We start from the raw sequence: 22,048 nt of genomic DNA, 5'->3' as shown, positions 1-22,048 counted from the left end.
GACGATTCGCCAGTCGGTTCATCGACCATAAACCGAAATTCATCGACGAGCTGCTGCACGGCTCTTTCGGAGGGATGTGATGGGACTTGCAATCGACCGTAGTGGATCTTCGTTGCCGGCACCATCGGCAGGACAGCAAATGCCGGTGGACAAGCCCGCGACGTCCCAACCGAATGCGGAACAGGCGGCCGCGTTGGCAGCGTTGCGCGAGGCGATCAAGCGCGCGCAGGAGGCGGCCACGCGTGCGGCGCAGCAAGCGGCGATGGAGCGGGTCAAAGCGGCGATGGAAAATGCGATGCGCGTCTATGCCAAGGGCAAGACGGGCAGCGAGCGCACCGCGGCGCTCGATGCGGCCGGCGCTGCAATCGCCAAGCTGGCGCCGTCGGGCCGCAGCGACGCCGGTAAGCTGTTCGGCAGCCTGGCGAAGGATGCGACGCAAAGCGTGTCGGCCGAGGCGCCGGCGGTGAGCGCCATGCGCGAAGACGCTTACTCGCTCGCTACGGCGCAAGCCACACTCAAGCAGGCGGCGGCGGACCTGGCAGCCCTGCGCAAGACATCGCCGAAACTCGCGGCGCTGAGTCAGGAAGACGGCGGCGGCGGAACCTTGGCAGACGATCGAACCAAAATCGACGAACTGCAGAAGACGCTCAATCGCGACCTGGAGCACGAGTTCGACGCGACGCAAGCGCCGAAAGACGCGAAGGATCCCGAATCGGCGCGGCTGGCCATTGTGCTCGGTAATCACGCCAAGGACGGCGTGCAGGGCGATCTGCATTCGCTGTTGACGTCGCACATTCTGCACGACGCAATGGCGCATCCGCAGACGGCCGGCCTGACCGATGCCGATAAGCAGATGCTCAAGAACGACCCGCTGAGCTTTGCGCTCTCGAGCCTGATGGCGCGCAATCCTGATGATCCCGCGCTGCAACTGTCGCTCGTCAACGCGGTGTCGGCGATGCGTCCGTCCTACGCGCACGACCTCGTCGCGAAGGCCCCCGATCTCAGCACGAAGCTATCGGTGCTCAACGCTCAGATGGCCGCCGCTCAACAATCGGATGGCGCGGCCGGGCGTAAGGCCGTGCTCGACGCGGTGCGTGGCGAACTCACGCCGAAGGCGCTGGAAAAAGGGCTCGCCGACGCAATCAAGGTGACGCAGCCGTTCGAACCTCACGCCGGCTCGCTGGCGAGTGCGTCGCAGCAGAAGGCGACGAACGCCGGGGCATGGTTGTCGTCGACGCTCGCGGACGGTTGTCCGAACGAACTGCGTGAGCCGCTGCTCGACACGCTGATGAAACAGCTCGGCAAGGACGCACCCACTATCGGCGATGCCAACAACATTCTGAAAAGTTCTTTCTTCGACGGCGTGAGCACGCTGGTCTCGGGCGATCCCGCCGCGGCAAAGAAAGCCGCGCAGTGGCTGCTGTCCTCGCGCGACGGCAAAGGCAGCGCCGACCTGCCCGACGATTTCACGGCGGCTCGCTCGGCAGCTCGTTATGGCAACGGCGACCTGTGGGCCGCCGTTTCGACCCAGCTCACCGCCAATCACGCCCCGCACAAAGCGATCAAGGCGCTGACGGATTCGATTGCGAAAGGCAACGCCGACCGTGTGAAAGACGCTCAATCGAAGCATGCGAAGGAGTCGTTCGACAAGTTCAAGTCCGATCCTCAGAAATACGTGGAAAAGTATTTCGATCAGTTCTCGTCGAAGGACGCGCAGGCAAAGCTCGATTTCTCGCAGACGCCGCCCGGCGGCGGCACGGAAACCGACGCGCAATACAAGATGCGGCTGCGCAATTTCGTGGGCGCCGCGCTCGGCCTGGCGCCAACGGCACAAGCGCTGGCCAAGGCGAAGACCGCCAAGACGCCTGATCCTTATCAGGACATGTATAGCGGCGATTCAGATCAGGCAAAAGTGATCAACAAGGCGATTGACCCGGTCGTCGATCGTATTCTCAAAGAGAACGGCGACCATAAGACAGCGCTCTCGGCCATCCCGGTCGCTTACGGAACGAGCAAGGACGGGGTTGGCAATACGGCGCTGTTTTCGCTGCATACGAAAGATCACGTGAAGCTGATCGACCTGACGGGGGCAACCTACGACGGCAAGGACGGCAACGGCGCGTTCCACGATCTGCAGCAACACAACAAGGTGTTCTCGAGCGACGGCATTCTCGCGGTGCCGCGCAACCTGACGCTCGACGTGAAGAACGGCCATGTCGATGTCGACACTCACCAGGCTTATCAGGAGCCTTGGCAGGACAAGGTCTGGCATATCGCGCGCGACGTGGGCGTCGGCGTCATGGTGGCGGGCGGGGTCGTCCTGGCGGTCGCATCGATGGGTGCCGCCGTGCCGGAGGAACTGGCCGCCGGCGGTCTCGTGAGCGCATCGCTGGCGGGCGCGGCCGGCACGGCCACCATCGGCGCATCGACGATCGTTGCGGGCAGCACGCTGAACGACATGCTGGAGGAGGCCGGCCACAACCAGCCGTATATGACGACGGGCAACATCGCGAACCTGCTCAGCGCCGCATCGGGCGGACTCTACAGCGGCAGCGCGCTGATCGAGCTGAATGGGTTCAAGTCGATGGTGTCGACCGGTACGCCGTCCGCACTATCCAGAGTCATGACGTCGCCTGTCGGCGGCGCTGCGTCCGCCGGGTTCGCGGCCGGGGCGACCGACGCTCAAATCCAGCAGGTGCAGGAGAGCTGGGATCAGATGAGTACCGGTCAGAAGATCGAATCGATCGGCGGTCTCGTCACGCCGCTCGTTGCCGGCGCGGCCGGTATCCGCGTACTGGCCGGGCAGAACGGTTACGCGCTGCCGTTTGCGCAAGCGATGGCCGGACAGGGCCGCTCGCCGCACGACATCGACGCCGACTCGGGCCAGGGGGCGACGGCGTCCGGGCACCAAACCGCGCAATTCACGACGGATATGCTCGGCTTCACGCCTCAACGCTCGGTCGTCGTCGACGCGAGCCAGACGTGGGGGCCGCTCAGGAACGGTATCGTGCAAAACAATACGGCGACGCTGCTGAATTTCGCATCGAAGGATCTCGATGCGAACAACGTCGTGATCTTCTGCAATACGGCGTCCGCGCAAACGAACGGCGGGGTGGCAGCGATGGCCGGTAACGCGGTGCTCAACAACATCGTCGATGCGACGTCGAAATACGTCTTTGCAAACGGCGGCGAACATCCCGCGTTCGTCGCGACGAACAGCACGGTCAGCAATTACGCGTTCCCGGCGGCGCTTTCGGCGTTGGCCAAGGGCGGTGCGTTCGATCCCAACGAACTCGCGGCGTTCAAGAGCGATCCTTCGGTCAACAAGACGCCCCTGGGCGGGAGCACCAAGGGGAACGGGCCGAACGTCGATAACCTCGTCGTGCTCCAAGACCCGGCTCACGCAGCGCCGGGCACGCCCTTGACGGTCGCCAGCGTCTCCGGCATGGACATTGCCGATCTTGTGAACAGAACGCCGCCGAAGACTGATCCGGGCTATCCGGCCTGGCTCAAACAATTGAAGGCGTCGGCAAAGACCTCTGTCGAAAATCTGCCGAAGGACACGACATCGCTTGCGCTCGCCTGTACTCACTATGTGACGGACGATGTCGTCTCCGCGTTCAAGGACGCGCTCCACGCGCGGGGCATGGATCACGTCAAAATCATCAACCCGAACGAGAACATGGCGAACATCCGGACCCAACAGATTCTGCAGACGAAGGGTTGGAAGAACTTCCAGGGAACGGCAAACGGCAAGACGGTCTACTACGCGAACATCGATCCGAGCGAATTCCCCGAGTTTGCGAAGACGGTGACCGCGCTGACGGGCGACCCCGATCCAATCGTCAAGTCGCTGCCCGATAGTGTCAGAGCGCAGATTCTCGGCAAGTCTGCCCAGCGCGATAGCGGAGAGGCGCTCGATGCGGCACTGACGCCGGAAGAACTCGCGTTGATCTCCGACGGCGGGCCGATCGGCACCAATGCCGGCTAGTTGCCATCGCCAACGCGTTACCGCTGACCGACAGTACGCCGACTGCGCTGCTCGGGCCGTGGGCAGGCCCGTCGGCGCTACGGCGCGGTGTGCCGTGGCGAAAAGGCGCGGCGGAAGACGCAACGCGCCCCCGCCCGATGCGATGCAATGGCAGGCGCGCAGCTATAATCTGCGCCTATGACCGCCCAACATCAGTCGTTCCACGTTGCCGTCGTCGGCGGCGGCCTCGTCGGCAAGAGTGCCGCGCTCGCCCTTGCGCAAGCGGGGCTGCGCGTCGCGCTCATCGCACAGCCCGCCGCGCCGCGTCCCGTCGACGTGCCGTTCGACGCGCGCATCTACGCGCTGTCGTCCAGCTCGCAGGCGCTGCTCGAACGGCTGCGCATCTGGCAAGCGCTCGATCACGATCGCCTCGCGCCCGTCTACGACATGCGCGTGTTCGGCGACGCACTGGCCGAGCTTCATTTCTCGGCGTTCCAGGCGGCGGTGCCGCAGCTTGCCTGGATCGTCGAGTCGTCGTTGATCGAGCATGCCCTCGATGCCGCCCTACGGTTTCAGCCGCAGGTGAAGTGGTTCGACACGCGCGCGCAGGGACTCGACATCAAGCCCGACTGCGCCTGCCTCGCACTGGCCAACGCTCAGGTGCTGCAGGCCGATCTCGTCGTCGGCGCGGACGGCGCGCATTCCTGGGTTCGTGCTCAGATCGGCGCAAACGTCACGCGGCGCGATTACCGCCAAACGGGTGTCGTCGCCAACTTCAAGGCCGAGAAGCCGCACGGTGAAACGGCATACCAATGGTTCGTCGACGGCGAAATCGCCGCGCTGCTCCCGCTGCCCGATTCGCATGTATCGCTGGTCTGGTCGGCTGGCACCGGGCATGCGCGCGAACTGCTCGCGCTGGAGCCGGCGCAACTCGAAGCGGCCGTCGAAAAGATCACCCACAGCCGCCTGGGGGCGCTCGAATGTGTCGGGGCCGCGCACGGCTTTCCGCTCGCGTTGCAATCGGTGGATCGATTGATCGCGCCGCGCGTCGCGCTCGTCGGCGACGCCGCGCACCTGATTCACCCGCTGGCGGGGCAGGGGATGAATCTGGGCCTGCGGGACGTCGCTTCGCTCGCCGAAGTGATCGCCGAGAAGGAACCATTTCGCGACCTGGGCGATCTGGTGCTATTGCGCCGCTACGAACGCGCGCGGCGCGAGGACATCGGTGCATTGACGCTCGCGACGGATGGCCTGCAACGTCTTTTCTCGGTGCCGGGCTTGCTGGCGCGCTCGGTGCGCAACGCGGGCATGGCGCTCGTGGGTGCGCAGCCGCTCGTCAAGCGCTGGCTCGTGTCGGCCGCGCTCGGATAGCGGTAGCATCCGGCACAGACACTCGCAGGCGCATCCGGACAGCAACCCGCCCGCGCCGTACCGAACCTCAGCGAACCTTTTTTCGCCCGTTCGCCCGCAAAAGACCATGCGACGCGCGAACCGAACTTCAAGGACACCATCATGCCCATCGCCATGCGAATCGCCGCCGTTGCGGTGCTAGCCGCCGCCACGCTTGGTTGCACCGCGCGTGCCGACCAGACGACCGACAAACTCAAAGCGACGCTGCAATCGCGTCTGCCCGAAATCAAGATCAAGAGCATCTCGAAGGCGCCGATCCCCGGACTTTACGAAGTCAACCTCGGCACACAGATGGTCTACACCGACGCCAGCGGCGACTACGTGATTGCGGGCGATCTCGTCGATACGAAGACGCGCACCAACATGAGCGAGGCGCATCTCGCCGAACTGAACAAGATCGACTTCTCCACCTTGCCGCTCGACCATGCGGTCAAGGTCGTCAAGGGCAACGGCGCGCGTCGCATCGCCGTGTTCTCCGACCCGAACTGCCCCTACTGCAAGCAACTCGAGACGACGCTCAAATCGGTCGACAACGTCACGGTCTACACGTTCCTGTACCCGGTTCTGTCGGACGACTCACTCGTGAAGTCGAAAGCGATCTGGTGCTCGACCGATCGCGCGAAAACCTGGGAGGCGTGGATGCTCGATCGCCGTGCGCCCGCCAACGTAGCGTCCGGCTGCGACACATCGGTGCTCGACAAGAACCTCGCGCTCGGCCACAGCCTGAACGTCACCGGCACGCCGACGGTCATCCTGTCCGATGGCCGCCGCCTGCCCGGCGCCGTGTCGGCCGACGAGCTCAATAGCGCACTGGCCAGCGCGCACTGAGGCCGACTCCGCTTTCGTCGGCCCATACACCCATGAGTTCTTGCGCTGCTTCAAGTCTTGAAGCGGCTTGAAGCGTTCCCTTGAAGCGAAGTCCATTCGAAGCCTGTTCAATGAAGCCCATTCGCTACGCCATCGTCCCGAAGCAACCTGCCGCTCACCTGTTCGAAGTCACGCTGACGCTGGCCGATCCCGATCCGGCCGGCCAGCGCTTCACGCTGCCCACGTGGATTCCGGGCAGCTACCTCGTGCGAGAGTTCGCGCGCAACATCGTGACGCTGAGCGCATTCAACGAGGCGGGGCGCAAGGTCCGTATCGAAAAGACCGATAAGCAGACCTGGCAGGCCGCGCCCGTGAAGGACGGCGCGTTGACGCTGCGCTACGAGGTCTACGCGTGGGACATGTCGGTTCGCACGGCTCACCTGGACGACACGGGCGGCTTCTTCAACGGCACCAGTGTGTTCTTGTTGCCGGTCGGCCGCGAGGAGGCGGCTTGCGTCGTCGACATTCAAAAACCCGCGGGCGCGTCGTATCGCGACTGGCGCGTGGGGACCGCACTGCTGGAAGCGCGCGGCACCAGGCGCTATGGCTTCGGCGGATACCGGGCGCAAAATTACGACGAACTTGTCGACCACCCGGTCACGCTCGGGCACTTTGCGCTTGCGACGTTCAAGGCGCACGGCGTGCCGCACGACATCGTCATCGCGGGGCGGACCGTGTCGGTCGACATGGCGCGGCTTTGTGCTGACCTGAAGCGCATTTGCGAAACGCAAATCGCCCTGTTCGAACCGCGGACGAAAAAGGCGCCCGTCGATCGCTACGTCTTCATGACGCAGGTCGTCAGCGATGGCTACGGCGGCCTCGAACACCGCGCTTCCACTGCGCTGATTTGCAATCGAACCGATTTGCCCGTTATCGGCCGGCCCGAAGTCACGGAAGCCTATCGCACCTATCTCGGCTTGTGCAGCCATGAGTACTTCCATACGTGGAACGTCAAGCGCATCAAACCGGCCGCGTTCGCACCGTACGATCTATCGCGCGAGAACTACACCTCGCTGCTCTGGTTGTTCGAGGGATTCACGTCGTATTACGACGATCTGATGCTCGTGCGCAGCGGCGCGATCACGCCAGCCGAATATTACGCACTCGTCGGAAAGACGCTCGGCACCGTGCTGCGCGGCAGCGGGCGCCTGAAGCAAAGCGTGGCCGAGAGCTCGTTCGATGCCTGGATCAAGTACTACCGCCAGGACGAGAACGCGCCCAATGCGATCGTCAGCTATTACCAGAAAGGCTCGCTGGTCGCACTGGCGTTCGACTTGGCCATACGCGCGCGCACCGATCATCGCAAATCGCTCGACGACGTCATGCGGCTGCTATGGCAACGGTACGGGCGCCATTTTTATAGCGGCAAGATGACGGGCGTCGGCGAGGATGAGATGCAGGCGTTGATTGCCGAGGCGACGGGCGTCGAACTCGGGACGCTATTTCGCGAGGCCGTCTACGGGACGCGCGATCTGCCGCTCGACGAGTTGTTCGCGCCGTTCGGCATCACGCTCCAACCGCAGACGGGCGCTGCGAATCGCAACGGCGGAAAAAACGGCGTGGACGGTGCGCAAGGCAAGCCGTCGCTCGGCGTGCGCGTGCGTGCAAGCGGCACGGACTGCCAACTTGCCGCCGTGCATGACGGCAGTGCGGCGCAGAAGGCCGGTTTGTCGGCCGGCGACGTGCTGATCGCCGTCGACGGGCTGCGCGTGACGGCCACGAACCTCGACGCCTTGCTCGGCCGCTATCTGCCGGGCGCGACCGTCGACATTCATGCGTTCCGGCGCGATGAGCTGCTGCTCGCGCGCGTCAGGCTCGATCCGCCGGAAGTGACGCGCTACACGCTGGCAGCGGCCGACGAAAAGCGCGGTGCGCCCGAGCGGCGGGCGCGCGAGCGCTGGCTGCGCGGCTAAGCGACCGGGGCGACCGGCGCCGCATCGCTCTGCTGCGCGCGCGGGGCACAGGCGCGGACGATCGTCCCATCATTGCAACAATCCGTCGCCGCCAGGCTACTTTTTCCGGATCAGGTCAATCGCGACAATGGCTCCACTCGCGCACAAACGCGCAACCACTTGGAGCCTGACATGACGACGATCCTTCAACTGAATTCCGCGGCGCGTTCGCAAGGCGCCAATTCGACGCTGCTCGCCAACGAACTCGCAGCAAAGTTGCAACGATCGAACCCTGGTGCCGAGCTCGTCGTGCGCGATTTGTTGGCTGATGCGCTGCCGCACCTCGACGACGCGGTCCTTGGCGCTTTCTTCACGCCGGCCGAGCAGCGCTCGCCGGGGCAAGCCGCGATCGTCGCGCGCAGCGACGCACTGATCGCCGAATTGCAGGCAGCCGACGTGCTCGTGATTGGCGCGCCGATGTACAACTTCGGCATCTCTTCGCAATTGAAGGCGTATTTCGACTGGATCGCCCGCGCCGGCGTGACGTTCCGCTATACGGCGAACGGCCCCGAAGGCCTCGTCAAGGGCAAGAAGGCCTATATCGTTTCGGCGCGCGGCGGTCGTTACGTCGGCACGCCGCACGACAGCCAGACGCCGCACATCAAGGCGTTTCTCGGCCTGATCGGCATCACCGACGTCGAATTCATCTACGCGGAAGGCCTGAACCTCGGCGCGGATGCCGCCAATGCCGCCTTGGCTTCGGCGCGCGAGGCGATTGCCGCCGCGGCCTGATTGATCATCGGCATCGCATCGAACGTCCGATCGACTGTAGCGCGCGTCGCGCCGCCTGCGAGCGGCGCGACGCTTTCGTACATTCAGGCTTGCGCGATTTCCGGCAGCCGCCAATCGATCGGCGTCCGGTGATTCGCCACGAGATATTCGTTGGCGAGCGCGAAGTGACGACAACCGAGAAAGCCGCGATGCGCTGACAGCGGCGACGGATGCGGCGCTTCGAGCACGCAGTGCGGGCGCGCGTCGAGCAGCACGCGTTTGGCCTGAGCGTGCGCGCCCCAGAGCATGAAAACGAGATGCTCGTGGCGATGCGCCAGCGCATGAATGAGCGTATCGGTGCAGGCTTCCCAGCCGCGCTTGGCGTGGCTGGCCGCCTTGCCTTGCTCCACCGTCAGCACGGTGTTGAGCAGCAATACGCCTTGGCGGGCCCAGGCGTCGAGACAGCCGTGTACCGGCATTTCATAGCCGAACTCGGCGGCGATTTCCTTGAAGATGTTGCGCAGCGACGGCGGCGGCCGCACGGGCGAGGGCACCGAGAACGCTAAACCGTGCGCTTGTGGGTGGCCCTTGTCGTCGCCATGGTAGGGGTCTTGCCCGACGATGACGACCTTGACGTCATCGGGGCTCGTCAGGCGCAGTGCGCGGAACACTTCGGCGGGATAGATGATTTTGCCGTCGGCAACCTGCGCATCGACGAAATCGCAAAGCGGCCGATAGGCTTCGCTGTCGATGAACGCCTGGAGGTGTTGACGCCAGGCGGCCGGCAACGCGGCGAACTGGGATTCGAGCGGCGAGCGCAACCCTGGAGGGACATCAGCCAGCCTGGGCTCGGCGACTCCTTGTGCGGCCGACATGGCGGCCTTGGCATCTTGCGGTTCGCGTGACGCTTGCTGGCCACTTTGTCCCGGCGTGCCTGTCGTCTTTCGAGCGACCGCGGCGACAGCGGCAGGTCGCTCATCCGCCGTCTCGAACAACGAACCTTGCATCGCCTCGCGCGCGGCCGACACGCGTGCCCGCGCCTGGGGCTTCTTCGCTTTCACTGCGCACACAAGCGGTAGCCTCGTTGCGCCTTGTTGATGTCTTCGGGCGTGAGCCCAGCCACTGCGGCCGACAGTCGGACCGTCAACGCATGCAACGCGGGCTCTTCGCCGCGCAGCAATTCGAGTTCGATTTCGCTGATCGCCTCGCGCCGTGTTTGCCCGCTCACCTGGGCGGTCACTTCGCCGCGATCGATCGCGGCTTCGATCCGCGCACCGTCGAATTCGAATTGCCACAGCCGCCGCACGAACGCGGTGCGAAACCGCTCGCCAAGTTCCGAAGCGGCTGCGCGTAGCGCCGCGAGCGCCGCGGCGTCATCGCACGCATGCTCGAGCGCGACGAAATCGAGGGCCTCTCCGGGAACGCTGGTTTCCCACTCGTGACGACTATGCAACCCGCCTTGCACCGAGCCTGCGGCCTTCAGCGTTTGCAGCCAGCCGTCCGGCGTTTTGCGCAACCGCAACGCGACCTTTTGACCCGCGAGCGCAAGCGCGGGCGTATCGAAGTAGATATTCACGAGCGGCACGTCGCGCCCGGGTGTGCCGGCGATGCCACTGAAAAATCGGTCGGCTGCGTCGGCTTGTTCCGGCGGCAACGCCAGTTTGATTTCGCGTTCGATACCCATGGTCGTACCGTGAAGGCGTGCGCGTTGAAACGCCCGCTCAGAAAAACATCTGTGAAAGTGCGGCGCCCGGATCGTCGGCGCGCATGAATGCTTCGCCGACGAGGAACGTATGAACGCCGCTCGCACGCATGCGATCGACGTCGGCGCGCCCCAGGATGCCCGATTCGGTCACGACGATCCGATCGTCGGGCAGCGCATCGAGCATGCCGAGCGTCGTATCGAGCGACGTTTCGAACGTCCGCAGATTGCGGTTATTGATGCCGATGAGCGGCGTCTTGAGCGTCAGGGCCTGCGTCAGTTCGTTGCGATCATGCACTTCGACGAGCACCGCCAGCCCCAGCGAGTGGGCGAAGGCTTCGAGCTCTTGCATCTGCGTGAGCGAAAGTGCTGCCGCAATCAAGAGGATGGCGTCGGCGCCCATCGCACGCGCTTCGACGATCTGATACGGATCGACAATGAAATCCTTGCGCAGCACGGGCAGGTCGCATGCCGCGCGCGCTTCTTCGAGATAGGCGGCGCTGCCTTGAAAGAATTGCACGTCGGTCAGCACCGACAAGCAGGCGGCGCCGCCTGCCTGATAGGAGTGGGCGATGTCGGCGGGCACGAAATGTTCGCGCAAGACGCCCTTGGACGGGCTCGCCTTTTTCACCTCGGCGATGACGGCCGCTTGGCCGGCCGCGTGCCTGGCGCGCAGCGCGCCGACGAAATCGCGCAGATCGCGCGCCGATGCTTCGAGACGCAGCTCTTCGAGCGGCGCGCTCAACTCGGCCGCGCGTACCTCTTCGCGTTTGACTGCGATGATCCGTTCGAGAATGTCACTCATGGACGAAGCCTTTTTGCTGATGACCTGTAGCGGCGTTATTGCTTGAATTGTTGCGTGAAGCGCACGAGTTCGTCGACTTTCTCGCGCGCGCGGCCCGCTGCGATCGTTTCGCGAGCGACTTCGATGCCGTCGGCGATCGATGCGACGACGTTCGCGGCATAAAGCGCCGTGCCCGCGTTGAGCGTGACGATTTCGCGCGCCACACCCGGTCGGTTTTCGAGTGCCTGCAGCAGCATCGTTTTCGATTCGTTGGCGTCCTGCACTTTCAGCGATCGATTCGACACCATCTGCAAGCCGAAATCTTCGGGGTGAATCTCGTACTCATGCACTTGCCCGTCGCGCAGCTCGCCGACGAGCGTAGCGGCGCCGAGCGACACTTCGTCCATGCCGTCCTTGCCGTAGACGACCAGCACGTGTTGCGCGCCGAGGCGCTGCATGACGCGCACCTGGATGCCGACGAGGTCGGGATGAAACACGCCCATCAGCTGATTCGGCGCGCCGGCCGGATTCGTGAGCGGCCCGAGGATGTTGAAGATCGTGCGGATGCCGAGCTCGCGACGCACTGGCGCGATGTTCTTCATGGCGGGGTGATGATTGGGCGCGAACATGAAACCCATGCCGGTCTCGGCGATCGATGCCGCCACCTGATCGGGCTGAAGATCGATATTCACGCCGAGCGCTTCGAGCACGTCGGCGCTGCCCGATTTGCTCGATACGCCGCGGCCGCCGTGCTTGGCCACCTTCGCGCCCGCTCCGGCGGCGACGAACATCGTCGCCGTCGAAATATTGAACGTGTTCGCGCCATCTCCGCCGGTGCCGACGATATCGACGAAATTCGTGTTGTCGCGCACTTCGACGTGGCGTGCGAATTCGCGCATCACCGTGGCCGCCGCCGCGATTTCGCCGATGGTTTCCTTCTTCACGCGCAGGCCCGTGATGATGGCGGCCGCCATGACGGGCGACATGTCGCCGCGCATGATGAGGCGCATCAGGTGCAGCATTTCGTCGTGAAAGATCTCGCGATGCTCGATCGTGCGCTGCAGTGCTTCTTGCGGTGTGATGGTCATGATGCGCCCCTGTCCGTTCGTTCGATCATTCGGCCTGTCGTTGCATCCGCGCTCGTGCGATCGCCGCGCTCAGGCGCTATGCGCGAGGCCGGCCGCCTGCGCCGTCTTCGAGCCTTTCAGGAAATTCTCGAGCAACGCGTGGCCATGCTCGGAAAGGATCGACTCGGGATGAAACTGCACGCCTTCGATGGCGAGGGTCTTGTGCCGCACCCCCATGATTTCACCGTCGTCCGTCCAGGCTGAAATCTCGAGGCATTCGGGCAGCGACTCGCGCTCGATCGCGAGCGAGTGATAGCGCGTCACGTCGAAATGCTTCGGAAGATTCGCGAACACGCCCTTGCCGTCGGTTTCGATGCGGCTCACTTTGCCGTGCATGATCGTCTGGGCGCGCACGACGCGGCCGCCGAACGCCTCGCCGATCGCCTGATGGCCGAGGCAAACGCCGAGGATCGGAATCCGCCCGGCGAACCGGCGCAGCACGTCGAGCGTGATACCCGCGTTTTGCGGATTGCTTGGCCCGGGCGACAGGCAGATGCGATCGGGCTTCATCGCCTCGATGTCGTCGAGCGTGATTTCGTCGTTGCGATAGGTCCGCACCTCTTCGCCGAGTTCGCCGAAATACTGCACGAGGTTGTAGGTGAACGAATCGTAGTTGTCGATCATCAGCAGCATGATTGCTCCTAATCTCCTGAAAAATATTCAGTTTTCCGCTTCGATATGGGGGTATTCAACAGATTTTCGCCCGAATTTCCACCAATTTGGTCGGAAGGGGACGGCGGCGAGGCCGGAGTGGGCCTTATGACAGAGCTTGGCTGGCTTAACGCCAACCAAAGAAGAGGAGTACTGAGGGGAATCGAGCGCTGTGTCGCATGGCAGCATTCTAGCAGTACAAACAATGCGAGTGGCGCCCGCGGCGGGCGGTTTCATTCTCAAGGAACCTGCGAGTGCCGCACGCAACCCGGTTCACGCTGGTGCGCGGCGGGCGGACAACGTTGATTTGCGTCAATCCATCGGTTTCATGCACGCTCAGAATCAGCCCGTGAGCAAGGCGTTTTCGTTGAGCACCTGCGACACGGCTTCGCCGCCTTCGCGCTCATCGGAGGCCGCCAATTGAACCGACAACCTCATGCGACAGGCGTGCGAGCCCGGCAGATCGCGCATTCCCCGCCCGCTGTCGATCGCGCTCGCGTCATGCCGGGTGTTGCGACGCTTTCGCTGCCGATTTGCGGCAGCCTCTCTATTCTCCGCCCGTTCCTGTTCTGCTCGTCGGGACCACCAAGGCCGTCGTCGCGACCTGGCCGGTGCTGCAGGCGGAGCAGCACCGCTTGCCCCGGCCCCTCGCGCCAGGATGTTTACTCGGAGCGGACGGCGCCATGAACTTTCTTGACGGTAAGCTTGGCCTGAGCGCAATGGCCCTGGTTTTCTCCCGGTTTCGGCGTTCGTCAGCGGCTGCTTCGGCAGGGGAGGGCTCCAGCGAGGCAACCCTCGGTGAGATCGCGCGCCTTTCGACTGAGGCAGCCTTGCTCAGCATGGCGAGTGTTGCACAAGGGCTCGACTCCGACGAAGTGGCGCGGCGCCTGAAAGCCGTTGGTCCCAATCAGGTGGCTCAAGCCCGCCGTCATACCATCCTCGGCGAACTGGTCGGTCGGTCGATCAACCCGTTGAACCTGCTTCTGCTGTCGCTGGCAGTAGCGTCGTACTTCCTCGGCGACCGGCGCGCCGCGATCCTCATCACAGTGATGGTGCTCCTTAGCGTATCGCTCGGTTTTCTCCAGGAGCACCGCTCCAACAAGGCAGCCGATGCGCTACGGCGGATGGTGCTGAACGCGGCAACCGTCCGTCGGCGCGGCACAGGCGTCGCGGCAGATCATCTCGACGTACCCATCGAACAGATCGTCCCAGGCGATATCGTCGTCCTGTCGGCCGGGGACATGATTCCCGCCGACCTGAGGCTGATTTCAGCGAAGGATCTCTTCGTCAATCAGGCCGCGCTCACCGGCGAAGCCATGCCGCTCGAAAAATTCCCCGAACCCCATCTCAGTGCAACCGAGACCCACCTCGATCTTCCGAATATTTGTTTCATGGGCAGCGCGGTGGTCAGCGGCATCGGGTGCGGCGTCGTGGTGCTGACGGGCTCCCGGACAGCGTTCGGGCGCGTCGCCGACAGCATCGCCGCCCGCCGGGTCCCGACAAGCTTCGACAAAGGCATCTCGCGCTTCACGTGGCTGATGCTGAGCTTCATCATCGTCATGGTGCCGCTCGTTTTCGTGATCAACGGCGTGACCAAGGGGAATTGGTTCGAGGCGATTCTCTTCGCAGTCGCGGTGGCGGTCGGACTCACACCCGAGATGCTGCCGATGATCGTGACGGTCAACCTCGCCATGGGGGCCATGGCGATGTCGCGCAAGAAGGTCATCGTGAAGCGCCTGAACGCAATTCAGAATTTCGGGGCAATGGATGTGCTGTGTACGGACAAGACCGGCACCTTGACGCAAGATCACATCATTCTGAAGCGACATCTCGACATACACGGAGACGAGTCGGAACAGGTTCTCGAATACGCGTATCTGAACAGCTTCTATCAGTCGGGGCTGAAGAATCTGCTTGACGTTGCCGTGCTGAAGCACGCGGAGCTGGTGGACCGGCTCGAGTTGCATGAGCGGTTCAGCAAGATCGACGAAATGCCTTTCGATTTCGAACGGCGCCGAATGTCCGTCGTGCTTGCCCGATCAGATGGCACGCACATCATGATCTGTAAAGGCGCTGTAGAAGAGGTCTTCTCGGTCTGCACACGCTATGCGGCCAATGGCGATACCGGCGTGCTTGATGCGACTCATTTTGCATCGGTGCAGGACACGACCTCGGCGCTCAACGCCGATGGATTTCGTGTCGTCGCCGTCGCATACAAGGAGATGCCGCCGGCGCAGGAGGCGTATTCCGCTCGCGACGAAACCGAGCTCACGCTGCTCGGCTACATCGCCTTCCTCGATCCCCCCAAAGACACCGCAGCTGCGGCCATTGCCGCTCTGCAAGCGCGCGGCGTACAGGTGAAGATCCTCACCGGCGATAACGACATCGTGACCCGCAAGATCTGCCATGAAGTCGGCCTCGCGGTGGATCGCATCGTCCTTGGCAAGGAGATCGAGTCGCTTTCTGCCGAGCAGATGGCGGATCTGGCGGAGACCGCGTCCGTCTTCGCCAAGATCTCCCCGTCTCAGAAGGCCGCGATCGTCGACGCGTTGCATCGGAAACAGCATGTGGTCGGCTTTTTGGGTGACGGGATCAATGACGGCCCGGCGCTCAAGTGCGCAGACGTCGGCATCTCGGTCGACAGCGCCGTCGATATCGCGAAGGAGTCCGCCGATATCATCTTGCTGGAGAAAAGCTTGGCTGTATTGGGCGAAGGCGTGCTCGAGGGTCGCAAAGTGTTCGGCAACATCACGAAGTACATCAAGATGGGCGCGAGTTCCAACTTCGGCAACATGTTCAGTGTGCTCGGCGCCAGTGTGTTTCTGCCGTTCTTGCCGATGGCGCCGATCCAGGTGCTCACGAACAATCTGCTTTACGATTTCTCGCAGACCTCAATCCCGACCGACAACGTCGATGACGAATATCTGGCCGTGCCGCGCCGGTGGGATTTGGCCAATATCACGAAATTCGTCCTAATGATCGGGCCGATCAGCTCCCTATTCGACTACGTCACGTACTTCACGATGCTTTATGTCTTCCACGCGTGGGACACGCCGGCACTGTTCCAGACCGGCTGGTTTGTCGAGTCGTTGCTGACGCAGACGCTCATCATCCATATCATCCGCACAGCCAAGGTGCCGTTCTTCGAGAGCCGGGCAAGCGGGCCGTTGATCACGACGAGTCTCATCATCGCCGCGACCGGAATCGCCATACCGTTCACCGGGGTGGGCAGGTTCCTCGGCTTCATTCCATTGCCGTCGCAGTACTGGATCGCGCTCGTCTTTATCCTGATGAGCTACGCCGCACTGACGCATTTGATGAAGACGTGGTTCGTGCGTCGGTTCGGGCTGGATTGAAGGGATGAATTTCTGCCGCAAGTGCGGCGGCCATCAAAGACCAGGCCAGGAAGGCGCATTGACCGCAGCGTCAACTGCGACGACGCGACGCCGAAGCGGGGTTGCGCGCCATGCGTCGCTCTTCGGCGGCAACCCCGTGCTGGATGGTGCGTTTCGACCCGGGACAAACCTCGTTGGCGCCCAATCCTGGTTATCGATCATCAGCGGCAGGTGGTGTCTCCCCGCTCAAAAGTCGCTATCGAGGCCGTCTTGCACTTGCTCGGCCGCGCGTAAGACGGCCCGCGCCTTGTTCTCGGTTTCCTGCCATTCGGATTCGGGCACCGAGTCGGCGACGACGCCCGCCGCCGCTTGCACGTACAAATTGCCATTGTGGATGAGTCCCGTGCGAATCGCGATCGCGAGATCCATCTCGCCCGTGAACGACAGGTAGCCGACCGCGCCGCCGTACAGGCCGCGCTTCACCGGCTCGAGCTCGTCGATGAGCTCCATCGCGCGCACCTTCGGCGCGCCGGACAGCGTGCCGGCCGGGAACGTTGCGCGCAGCACGTCGAAGTTCGTCATGCCGGGCTTGAGCTTGCCTTCGACCGAGCTGACGATGTGTTGAACGTGCGAGTACTTTTCGATGACCATCTTGTCGGTCACGGCAACGGAGCCCGTCTGCGCGATACGGCCCACATCGTTGCGGGCGAGGTCGATCAGCATGACGTGCTCGGCGATTTCCTTCGGGTCGTTCAGCAGTTCGGTCGCGAGTTCGGCGTCGTGTTCGGGCGTATTGCCGCGAGGGCGGGTGCCCGCGAGCGGTCGAATCGTGACGATGCGATCCTCGCCGCGCTTCTCCTGGCGCACGAGAATCTCGGGCGAGGCGCCGATCACATGAAACTCGCCGAAGTTGTAGTAATACATGTACGGCGACGGGTTCAGCGAACGCAGCGCGCGATAGAGCGAAAGCGGATTGTCGCGATACGGCTTGATCAGGCGTTGACCGACTTGCACCTGCATCAGCTCGCCCGCGGCGATGTATTCCTTCGCGCGGCGCACGGCGTTCAGGTAATCGTCGCGCGCGAACTCGCGGTAAGTCTCCGTGCGCACGCTCGGCGATGTGACGGGCGGCTGCACGGTCGCGCGCAGCCGCTGGCGCAACTCGCGCAGCCGCTGCCTGGCGCGCGCGTAGGCCTCGGGCGTGGACGGGTCGGCGTAGATGATCAGATAGAGCTTGCCCGCGAGATTGTCGATGACGGCAACTTCTTCGGTCAGCAGCAGTTGGATGTCGGGCAGGCCGAGATCGTCCGGTGGCGCCGAATGCGCAAGCTTCTTCTCGATGTAGCGGACCGCGTCATAGCCGAAGTAGCCGGCCAAGCCGCCGCAAAAACGCGGCAGTCCGGCGCGTTGGGCGACTTTGAAGCGCGCCTGGAATTGTTGAATGAAATCGAACGGATCGCCTTCGTGCGTCTCGACGACTTGCCCGTCACGCACGACTTCGTTGACGCCGGCTTTCGTGCGAACGAGCGTGCGCGCCGGCAGGCCGATGAACGAATAGCGGCCGAACCGCTCGCCGCCGACAACGGATTCGAGCAGGAACGAATTCGCCCCGCCGCGTTCGGGCTGGGCCAGCTTGAGGTAGAGGGACAGCGGCGTTTCGAGATCGGCCAGTGCTTCGGCGATCAGCGGAATGCGGTTGTAGCCCTCGTTGGCGAGGGACTGAAATTCGAGTTCGGTCATGTTCCGATCCTGTTCGAATGGCCGACGCATACGTTGCCCGAGCGGGGGCGAAGGATGCGTGCGGCGAACCGTAGATGCACGAGCACAACGAGCGGAACAACGCGCGAGTGCGATCGTAGTAGCGATACGGCGAATAGTGCGCGAATGCGCGGCGAAATCAAAAAACGGCGCTGAAGACAACGACCCTCAGCGTACCTCGAAAGAGGTTAGCGCGACGAGCGACGCCAGGGCCAGGCTCCCCGGTCGAGACTGCTCGGACTCCGTTTTTTGTTCAGAAACATGAGATGAATGACTTGAGAATCGTCAACGATTGAGATGTTGCGCGCCGGGCGTGCCACCTGCAATGAGCCGCGCGGCTTCGAGCAACGTGGCGACTATACCATCGGAATTTATCGTTTGTATAGCTTTGCCGTGGTTATAGCCGTACGGCACCGTCAGCGTCGCCATGCCCGCGGCGCGGCCGGCAAGGGCGTCGTTCTCCGAATCGCCGATCGCCACGGTTTCGCCCGGGGCCACGTCCATCGCGTCGCAGGCGGCGAGCATTGGCTGCGGGTCGGGCTTTTTGCGCGCGACGCTGTCGCCGCCGAGAATCACCGCGAAGTAGTGGGCGAGACCGTATTGTTCGAGCAGCGCGACGGCGAAGCGGTGCGGTTTGTTCGTCACGCACGCGAGCTTCACGCCAGCGGTCGCCAGTGCGGCGAGGCCCGGCTCGACCTCGGGATAGAGGCGCGTGTGCCTTCCGTTGACGTTGGCGTAATGCGCTTGATAACGCTCCAGCGCCTCGCCAAAAAGGGCTTCGCATTCTTCCGCGGAAAAGCGCGCGGACAGCACGGCGCGAACGAGGTGCTCCGAGCCCTTGCCGACGTAGCCGACTACTTCGTCCCGCGTGATCGGGCGCGTGCCCAGTTCGGCCAGCATGCCGTTCAGGCTGGCCGTGAAATCGTCGGCCGTATCGACCATCGTGCCGTCGAGGTCGATGACAGCGGCCTTCAGGCCTGCAGCCGAGCCGGGCGCGCCGGCTCGCCCCGTTTCCATGGGGGCGGCGCTCATGCGCGAGCGGCGTCGACGCCGGCGAGCTGCTTGCGCATATCGTCGATGACGGAGCGATAGTCGGGCTTACCGAAGATGGCGGAGCCGGCGACGAACGTATCGGCGCCTGCCGCGGCGATCTGTGCGATGTTCTCGACCTTCACGCCGCCGTCCACTTCGAGGTGGATCTCACGACCGGTGCGCGCCCGGTAGGCGTCGATCCGCGCGCGCGCTTCGCGCAGCTTGTTGAGCGCTTCGGGGATGAACGACTGGCCGCCGAAACCGGGGTTGACCGACATGATCAGCACAAGGTCGACGCGGTCCATGACATGGTCGAGGTAGTTGAGCGGCGTGGCCGGATTGAAGACGAGGCCCGCTTTGCAACCGTGATCGCGGATCAACGAAAGCGTACGATCGACGTGATCGGACGCTTCCGGATGAAAGCTGATGAGGTTCGCGCCTGCTTTGGCGAAATCGGGCACGATACGGTCGACCGGGCGGATCATCAGGTGAACGTCGATCGGCACTTGCACATGCGGGCGGATCGCCTCGCACACGAGCGGGCCGATCGTCAGATTCGGGACGTAGTGATTGTCCATTACGTCGAAGTGAATCCAATCGGCGCCGGCGGCGACGACATTGCGGACTTCTTCGCCGAGCTTCGCGAAGTCGGCGGAGAGAATGCTGGGAGCGATGCGAAATTGGGTCATGGCGTGAGCGGCGGGTTGGCCTGCAAGCTGGATGCAAGCGGGGGCAAGCATGATGGCAAATCTGGTAGCAAGCGGAGGCGGCAAGCGGAAAACCCGTATTTTACCGTGTTGCGTCGTGCGAACGGCGCGGCTTGCCGGACGGCGTGGCGGTTGCGGCCGGGAGGCGCATCGATCAGAATGCGGAACCAAATGCAGGAGCGGGTCGGCGCGGCCGGGCGCCGTGCGGCGAGCCGGCCGGCGCGCCGCGGTTCGATGGCCGCCGCGCGGCGCGGCGACTCTTCAGAGAACGGAATTACGATGAGCCAGTATCAATTCAGCGTGTCGTCGCAGACGCGTTATTTGCCCGAGCAGTCCAATCCCGAGCGCCGTCAGTATGCCTTCGCCTATACGCTGACCATCCGCAACACGGGGCAGGTTGCAGCGCAGTTGATCGCGCGTCATTGGGTCATCACGGATAGCGACAACCAGGTGCAGGAAGTCAAAGGCCTCGGCGTGGTCGGTCATCAGCCGCTGCTGCAACCGGGCGAACAATTCGAGTACACAAGTTGGGCCGTTATCGAGACGCCGGAGGGGACGATGCGCGGCTCGTACTTTTGCGTGGCCGAGGACGGCGAGCGATTCGAGGCGCCGGTGCCGGAGTTTGCGCTGCAGATGCCGCGCACGCTGCATTGAGGCCGCATGCGTGTCATCCGCGCTGTCCAGCGAAGCGCTGAGGAGGGTTGTCGGGCGGCGCGTTGACCGTTGCACCGCTTAGCGCGGTGCGCTGCTGTCGCGCGTGGGGTCGCTCTTTTTTCTGCCCGACATCGTCCATACGACGATGAACACAAGTAACGCCAAGGCGGCGAGCGCTTCCAGCGCAAAAATCAGCATCGGATATTCGTCGAATAGTTCGGACATGTCGATTTCCATTGAGAACGAGCATTGTATGCGCTTACCCTCGTCCTTTCTTGGCCGGGCGGCGGCGCTTGTAACCGCTGTGTTGCTGGCTGCATGCGGCGGTGGATCGGTCGTGCGGCCCACGTCGAGCGTCGGCGGCGTTGGCGCGGGGGGCGTTGCGGCGATTCCGGGCACGTTGTCGTCGGCGCGGTTGACTCCGGTGGCGTGGCAGCAGGTGCCGGGCTGGCAGGACGATTCCCTGATCGGTGCTGCGGCTGCGTTGCGGGAAAACTGCACACGCGTTGCTCAGCAGCCGCTTTGGCGGCATGCGTGCTCGGCGGCGTCGAAACTCGACGATCTCGATGCAGCGGGCACGCGCTCGTTCTTCGAAACCTACTTCACGCCGTTTCAACTGGCGAACAGCGACGGATCGGTCGATGGGCTCGTGACGGGCTATTACGAGCCGTTGCTGAATGGCTCTCGTACACGGCGCGGCCCGTATCAGTATCCGCTTTACCGTTGGCCATCCGGCTATCGCGCGGGCGCCGCGCTGCCGCCCCGCGCGCAACTGGAGCGCTCGGGCGTGCTCGATGGCAACGAGCTCGTTTGGGTCGACGATCCGATCGAAGCCTTCTTTTTGCAGGTGCAGGGTTCGGGCCGCATCGTGCTCGACGACGGCAGTGTGATGCGGGTCGGTTTCGGCGGGTCGAACAATCAGCCTTACAAGTCGATTGGCCGATGGCTCTTGGATCGCGGCGAGATCACGCCGGCGCAGGCGACGATGCAAGGCATCAAGGCTTGGGCGCGAGCCAACCCGGCCCGTGTGGCGAGCTTGCTCGATACGAACCCGCGCTTCGTTTTCTTTCGCGAGATGCCGGCGACGCAGCCCGCATCCGCTGGCGGCGACGGACCGATAGGAGCGCTCGGAGTGCCGCTCACGCCTGAACGCTCGATCGCTGTCGATCCGGGGGCGATTCCGCTCGGCACGGCTGTGTTCCTGGAGACGACCCGGCCATTCACGAATACGCCGATGAATAGAGTGGTGTTCGCACAGGATACGGGTTCCGCGATTCGCGGCGGCGTGCGTGCCGATTACTTCTGGGGACTTGGTGACGACGCGGGCGATCTCGCCGGCAAGATGAAGCAGGCGGGCCGGATGTGGCTGCTGTTGCCAAATTCTTGAT

General features: G+C 63.6%; 18 protein-coding genes. 8 read left to right on the top strand and 10 right to left on the bottom strand.

Annotated features, from left to right (window positions below):
- The first annotated feature begins 79 nt into the window (after nt 1–79).
- The 5 genes from C0Z19_RS26425 (at nt 80) to C0Z19_RS26405 (ending at nt 8,931) form a co-directional block, all read left to right on the top strand.
- A complete protein-coding gene (locus C0Z19_RS26425; RefSeq protein ID WP_146012153.1) occupies nt 80–3,991 on the top strand; it encodes a hypothetical protein in 3,912 nt (1,303 codons plus the stop codon).
- 177 nt (nt 3,992–4,168) lie between these two features.
- A complete protein-coding gene (locus C0Z19_RS26420; protein WP_102612797.1) occupies nt 4,169–5,341 on the top strand; it encodes a UbiH/UbiF family hydroxylase in 1,173 nt (390 codons plus the stop codon).
- Nucleotides 5,342–5,482: 141 nt separating this feature from the next.
- On the top strand, nt 5,483–6,208 hold the full coding sequence (locus C0Z19_RS26415) for a DsbC family protein (RefSeq protein WP_102612796.1): 726 nt from the start codon (nt 5,483–5,485) through the stop codon (nt 6,206–6,208).
- A 110-nt stretch (nt 6,209–6,318) separates the two neighbouring features.
- Nucleotides 6,319–8,160 carry a M61 family metallopeptidase gene (locus C0Z19_RS26410; protein WP_102612795.1) on the top strand — a complete coding sequence of 614 codons (1,842 nt, stop codon included), beginning with the start codon at nt 6,319–6,321 and terminating at the stop codon, nt 8,158–8,160.
- A 171-nt stretch (nt 8,161–8,331) separates the two neighbouring features.
- Nucleotides 8,332–8,931, top strand: a complete 600-nt coding sequence (locus C0Z19_RS26405) for an FMN-dependent NADH-azoreductase (protein ID WP_102612814.1) — start codon at nt 8,332–8,334, stop codon at nt 8,929–8,931.
- A gap of 83 nt (nt 8,932–9,014) precedes the next feature.
- Here C0Z19_RS26405 and C0Z19_RS26400 read toward each other — a convergent pair whose 3' ends face one another.
- The 6 genes from C0Z19_RS26400 to C0Z19_RS28980 all read right to left on the bottom strand — a co-directional run bounded on the left by C0Z19_RS26400 (nt 9,015) and on the right by C0Z19_RS28980 (nt 13,645).
- Nucleotides 9,015–9,785, bottom strand: coding sequence for a uracil-DNA glycosylase (locus C0Z19_RS26400; protein WP_175084056.1), 771 nt, complete (start codon nt 9,783–9,785; stop codon nt 9,015–9,017).
- Between the two features lie 182 nt (nt 9,786–9,967).
- On the bottom strand, nt 9,968–10,594 hold the full coding sequence (locus C0Z19_RS26395; RefSeq protein WP_102612794.1) for a CYTH domain-containing protein: 627 nt from the start codon (nt 10,592–10,594) through the stop codon (nt 9,968–9,970).
- Between the two features lie 37 nt (nt 10,595–10,631).
- A complete protein-coding gene (gene trpC / locus C0Z19_RS26390) occupies nt 10,632–11,417 on the bottom strand; it encodes an indole-3-glycerol phosphate synthase TrpC (protein WP_102612793.1) in 786 nt (261 codons plus the stop codon).
- 35 nt (nt 11,418–11,452) lie between these two features.
- Nucleotides 11,453–12,484 (bottom strand): anthranilate phosphoribosyltransferase, encoded by a 1,032-nt coding sequence (trpD, locus tag C0Z19_RS26385; protein ID WP_102612792.1) that lies wholly within the window; start codon nt 12,482–12,484, stop codon nt 11,453–11,455.
- Nucleotides 12,485–12,553: 69 nt separating this feature from the next.
- Complete coding sequence (locus C0Z19_RS26380) at nt 12,554–13,156, bottom strand: anthranilate synthase component II (RefSeq protein WP_102612791.1); 603 nt, start codon at nt 13,154–13,156, stop codon at nt 12,554–12,556.
- A gap of 360 nt (nt 13,157–13,516) precedes the next feature.
- A complete protein-coding gene (locus C0Z19_RS28980; protein WP_269844898.1) occupies nt 13,517–13,645 on the bottom strand; it encodes a hypothetical protein in 129 nt (42 codons plus the stop codon).
- 212 nt (nt 13,646–13,857) lie between these two features.
- On the opposite strand from C0Z19_RS28980, the gene mgtA reads away from it, so the two are divergent.
- Entirely contained in the window at nt 13,858–16,530 is a 2,673-nt protein-coding gene (gene mgtA, locus C0Z19_RS26375) for a magnesium-translocating P-type ATPase (RefSeq protein WP_175084053.1), read from the top strand.
- Nucleotides 16,531–16,755: 225 nt separating this feature from the next.
- Here mgtA and trpE read toward each other — a convergent pair whose 3' ends face one another.
- The 3 genes from trpE to rpe all read right to left on the bottom strand — a co-directional run bounded on the left by trpE (nt 16,756) and on the right by rpe (nt 19,988).
- A complete protein-coding gene (gene trpE / locus C0Z19_RS26370) occupies nt 16,756–18,249 on the bottom strand; it encodes an anthranilate synthase component I (protein ID WP_102612811.1) in 1,494 nt (497 codons plus the stop codon).
- Nucleotides 18,250–18,552: 303 nt separating this feature from the next.
- Nucleotides 18,553–19,299 carry a phosphoglycolate phosphatase gene (locus C0Z19_RS26365; protein WP_102612790.1) on the bottom strand — a complete coding sequence of 249 codons (747 nt, stop codon included), beginning with the start codon at nt 19,297–19,299 and terminating at the stop codon, nt 18,553–18,555.
- On the bottom strand, nt 19,296–19,988 hold the full coding sequence (gene rpe, locus C0Z19_RS26360; RefSeq protein WP_102612789.1) for a ribulose-phosphate 3-epimerase: 693 nt from the start codon (nt 19,986–19,988) through the stop codon (nt 19,296–19,298). The genes C0Z19_RS26365 and rpe overlap by 4 nt, the downstream gene beginning before the upstream one ends.
- Before the next feature lie 297 nt (nt 19,989–20,285).
- On the opposite strand from rpe, the gene apaG reads away from it, so the two are divergent.
- Nucleotides 20,286–20,660 (top strand): Co2+/Mg2+ efflux facilitator ApaG/CorD, encoded by a 375-nt coding sequence (gene apaG / locus C0Z19_RS26355; RefSeq protein ID WP_102612809.1) that lies wholly within the window; start codon nt 20,286–20,288, stop codon nt 20,658–20,660.
- Nucleotides 20,661–20,738: 78 nt separating this feature from the next.
- On the opposite strand, the gene C0Z19_RS29235 is transcribed toward apaG, so the two are convergent.
- On the bottom strand, nt 20,739–20,885 hold the full coding sequence (locus C0Z19_RS29235) for a hypothetical protein (RefSeq protein ID WP_500472311.1): 147 nt from the start codon (nt 20,883–20,885) through the stop codon (nt 20,739–20,741).
- On the opposite strand from C0Z19_RS29235, the gene mltA reads away from it, so the two are divergent.
- Nucleotides 20,884–22,047 (top strand): murein transglycosylase A, encoded by a 1,164-nt coding sequence (mltA, locus tag C0Z19_RS26350; RefSeq protein ID WP_500472310.1) that lies wholly within the window; start codon nt 20,884–20,886, stop codon nt 22,045–22,047. The two genes, C0Z19_RS29235 and mltA, sit on opposite strands and share 2 nt — an antisense overlap.
- The last annotated feature ends 1 nt before the right edge of the window (nt 22,048 follow it).

It is taken from the genome of Trinickia soli, from assembly GCF_002879855.1.
GTDB classification, from domain to species: domain Bacteria; phylum Pseudomonadota; class Gammaproteobacteria; order Burkholderiales; family Burkholderiaceae; genus Trinickia; species Trinickia soli.
This window is presented reverse-complemented; position numbering and strand designations above follow the sequence as displayed.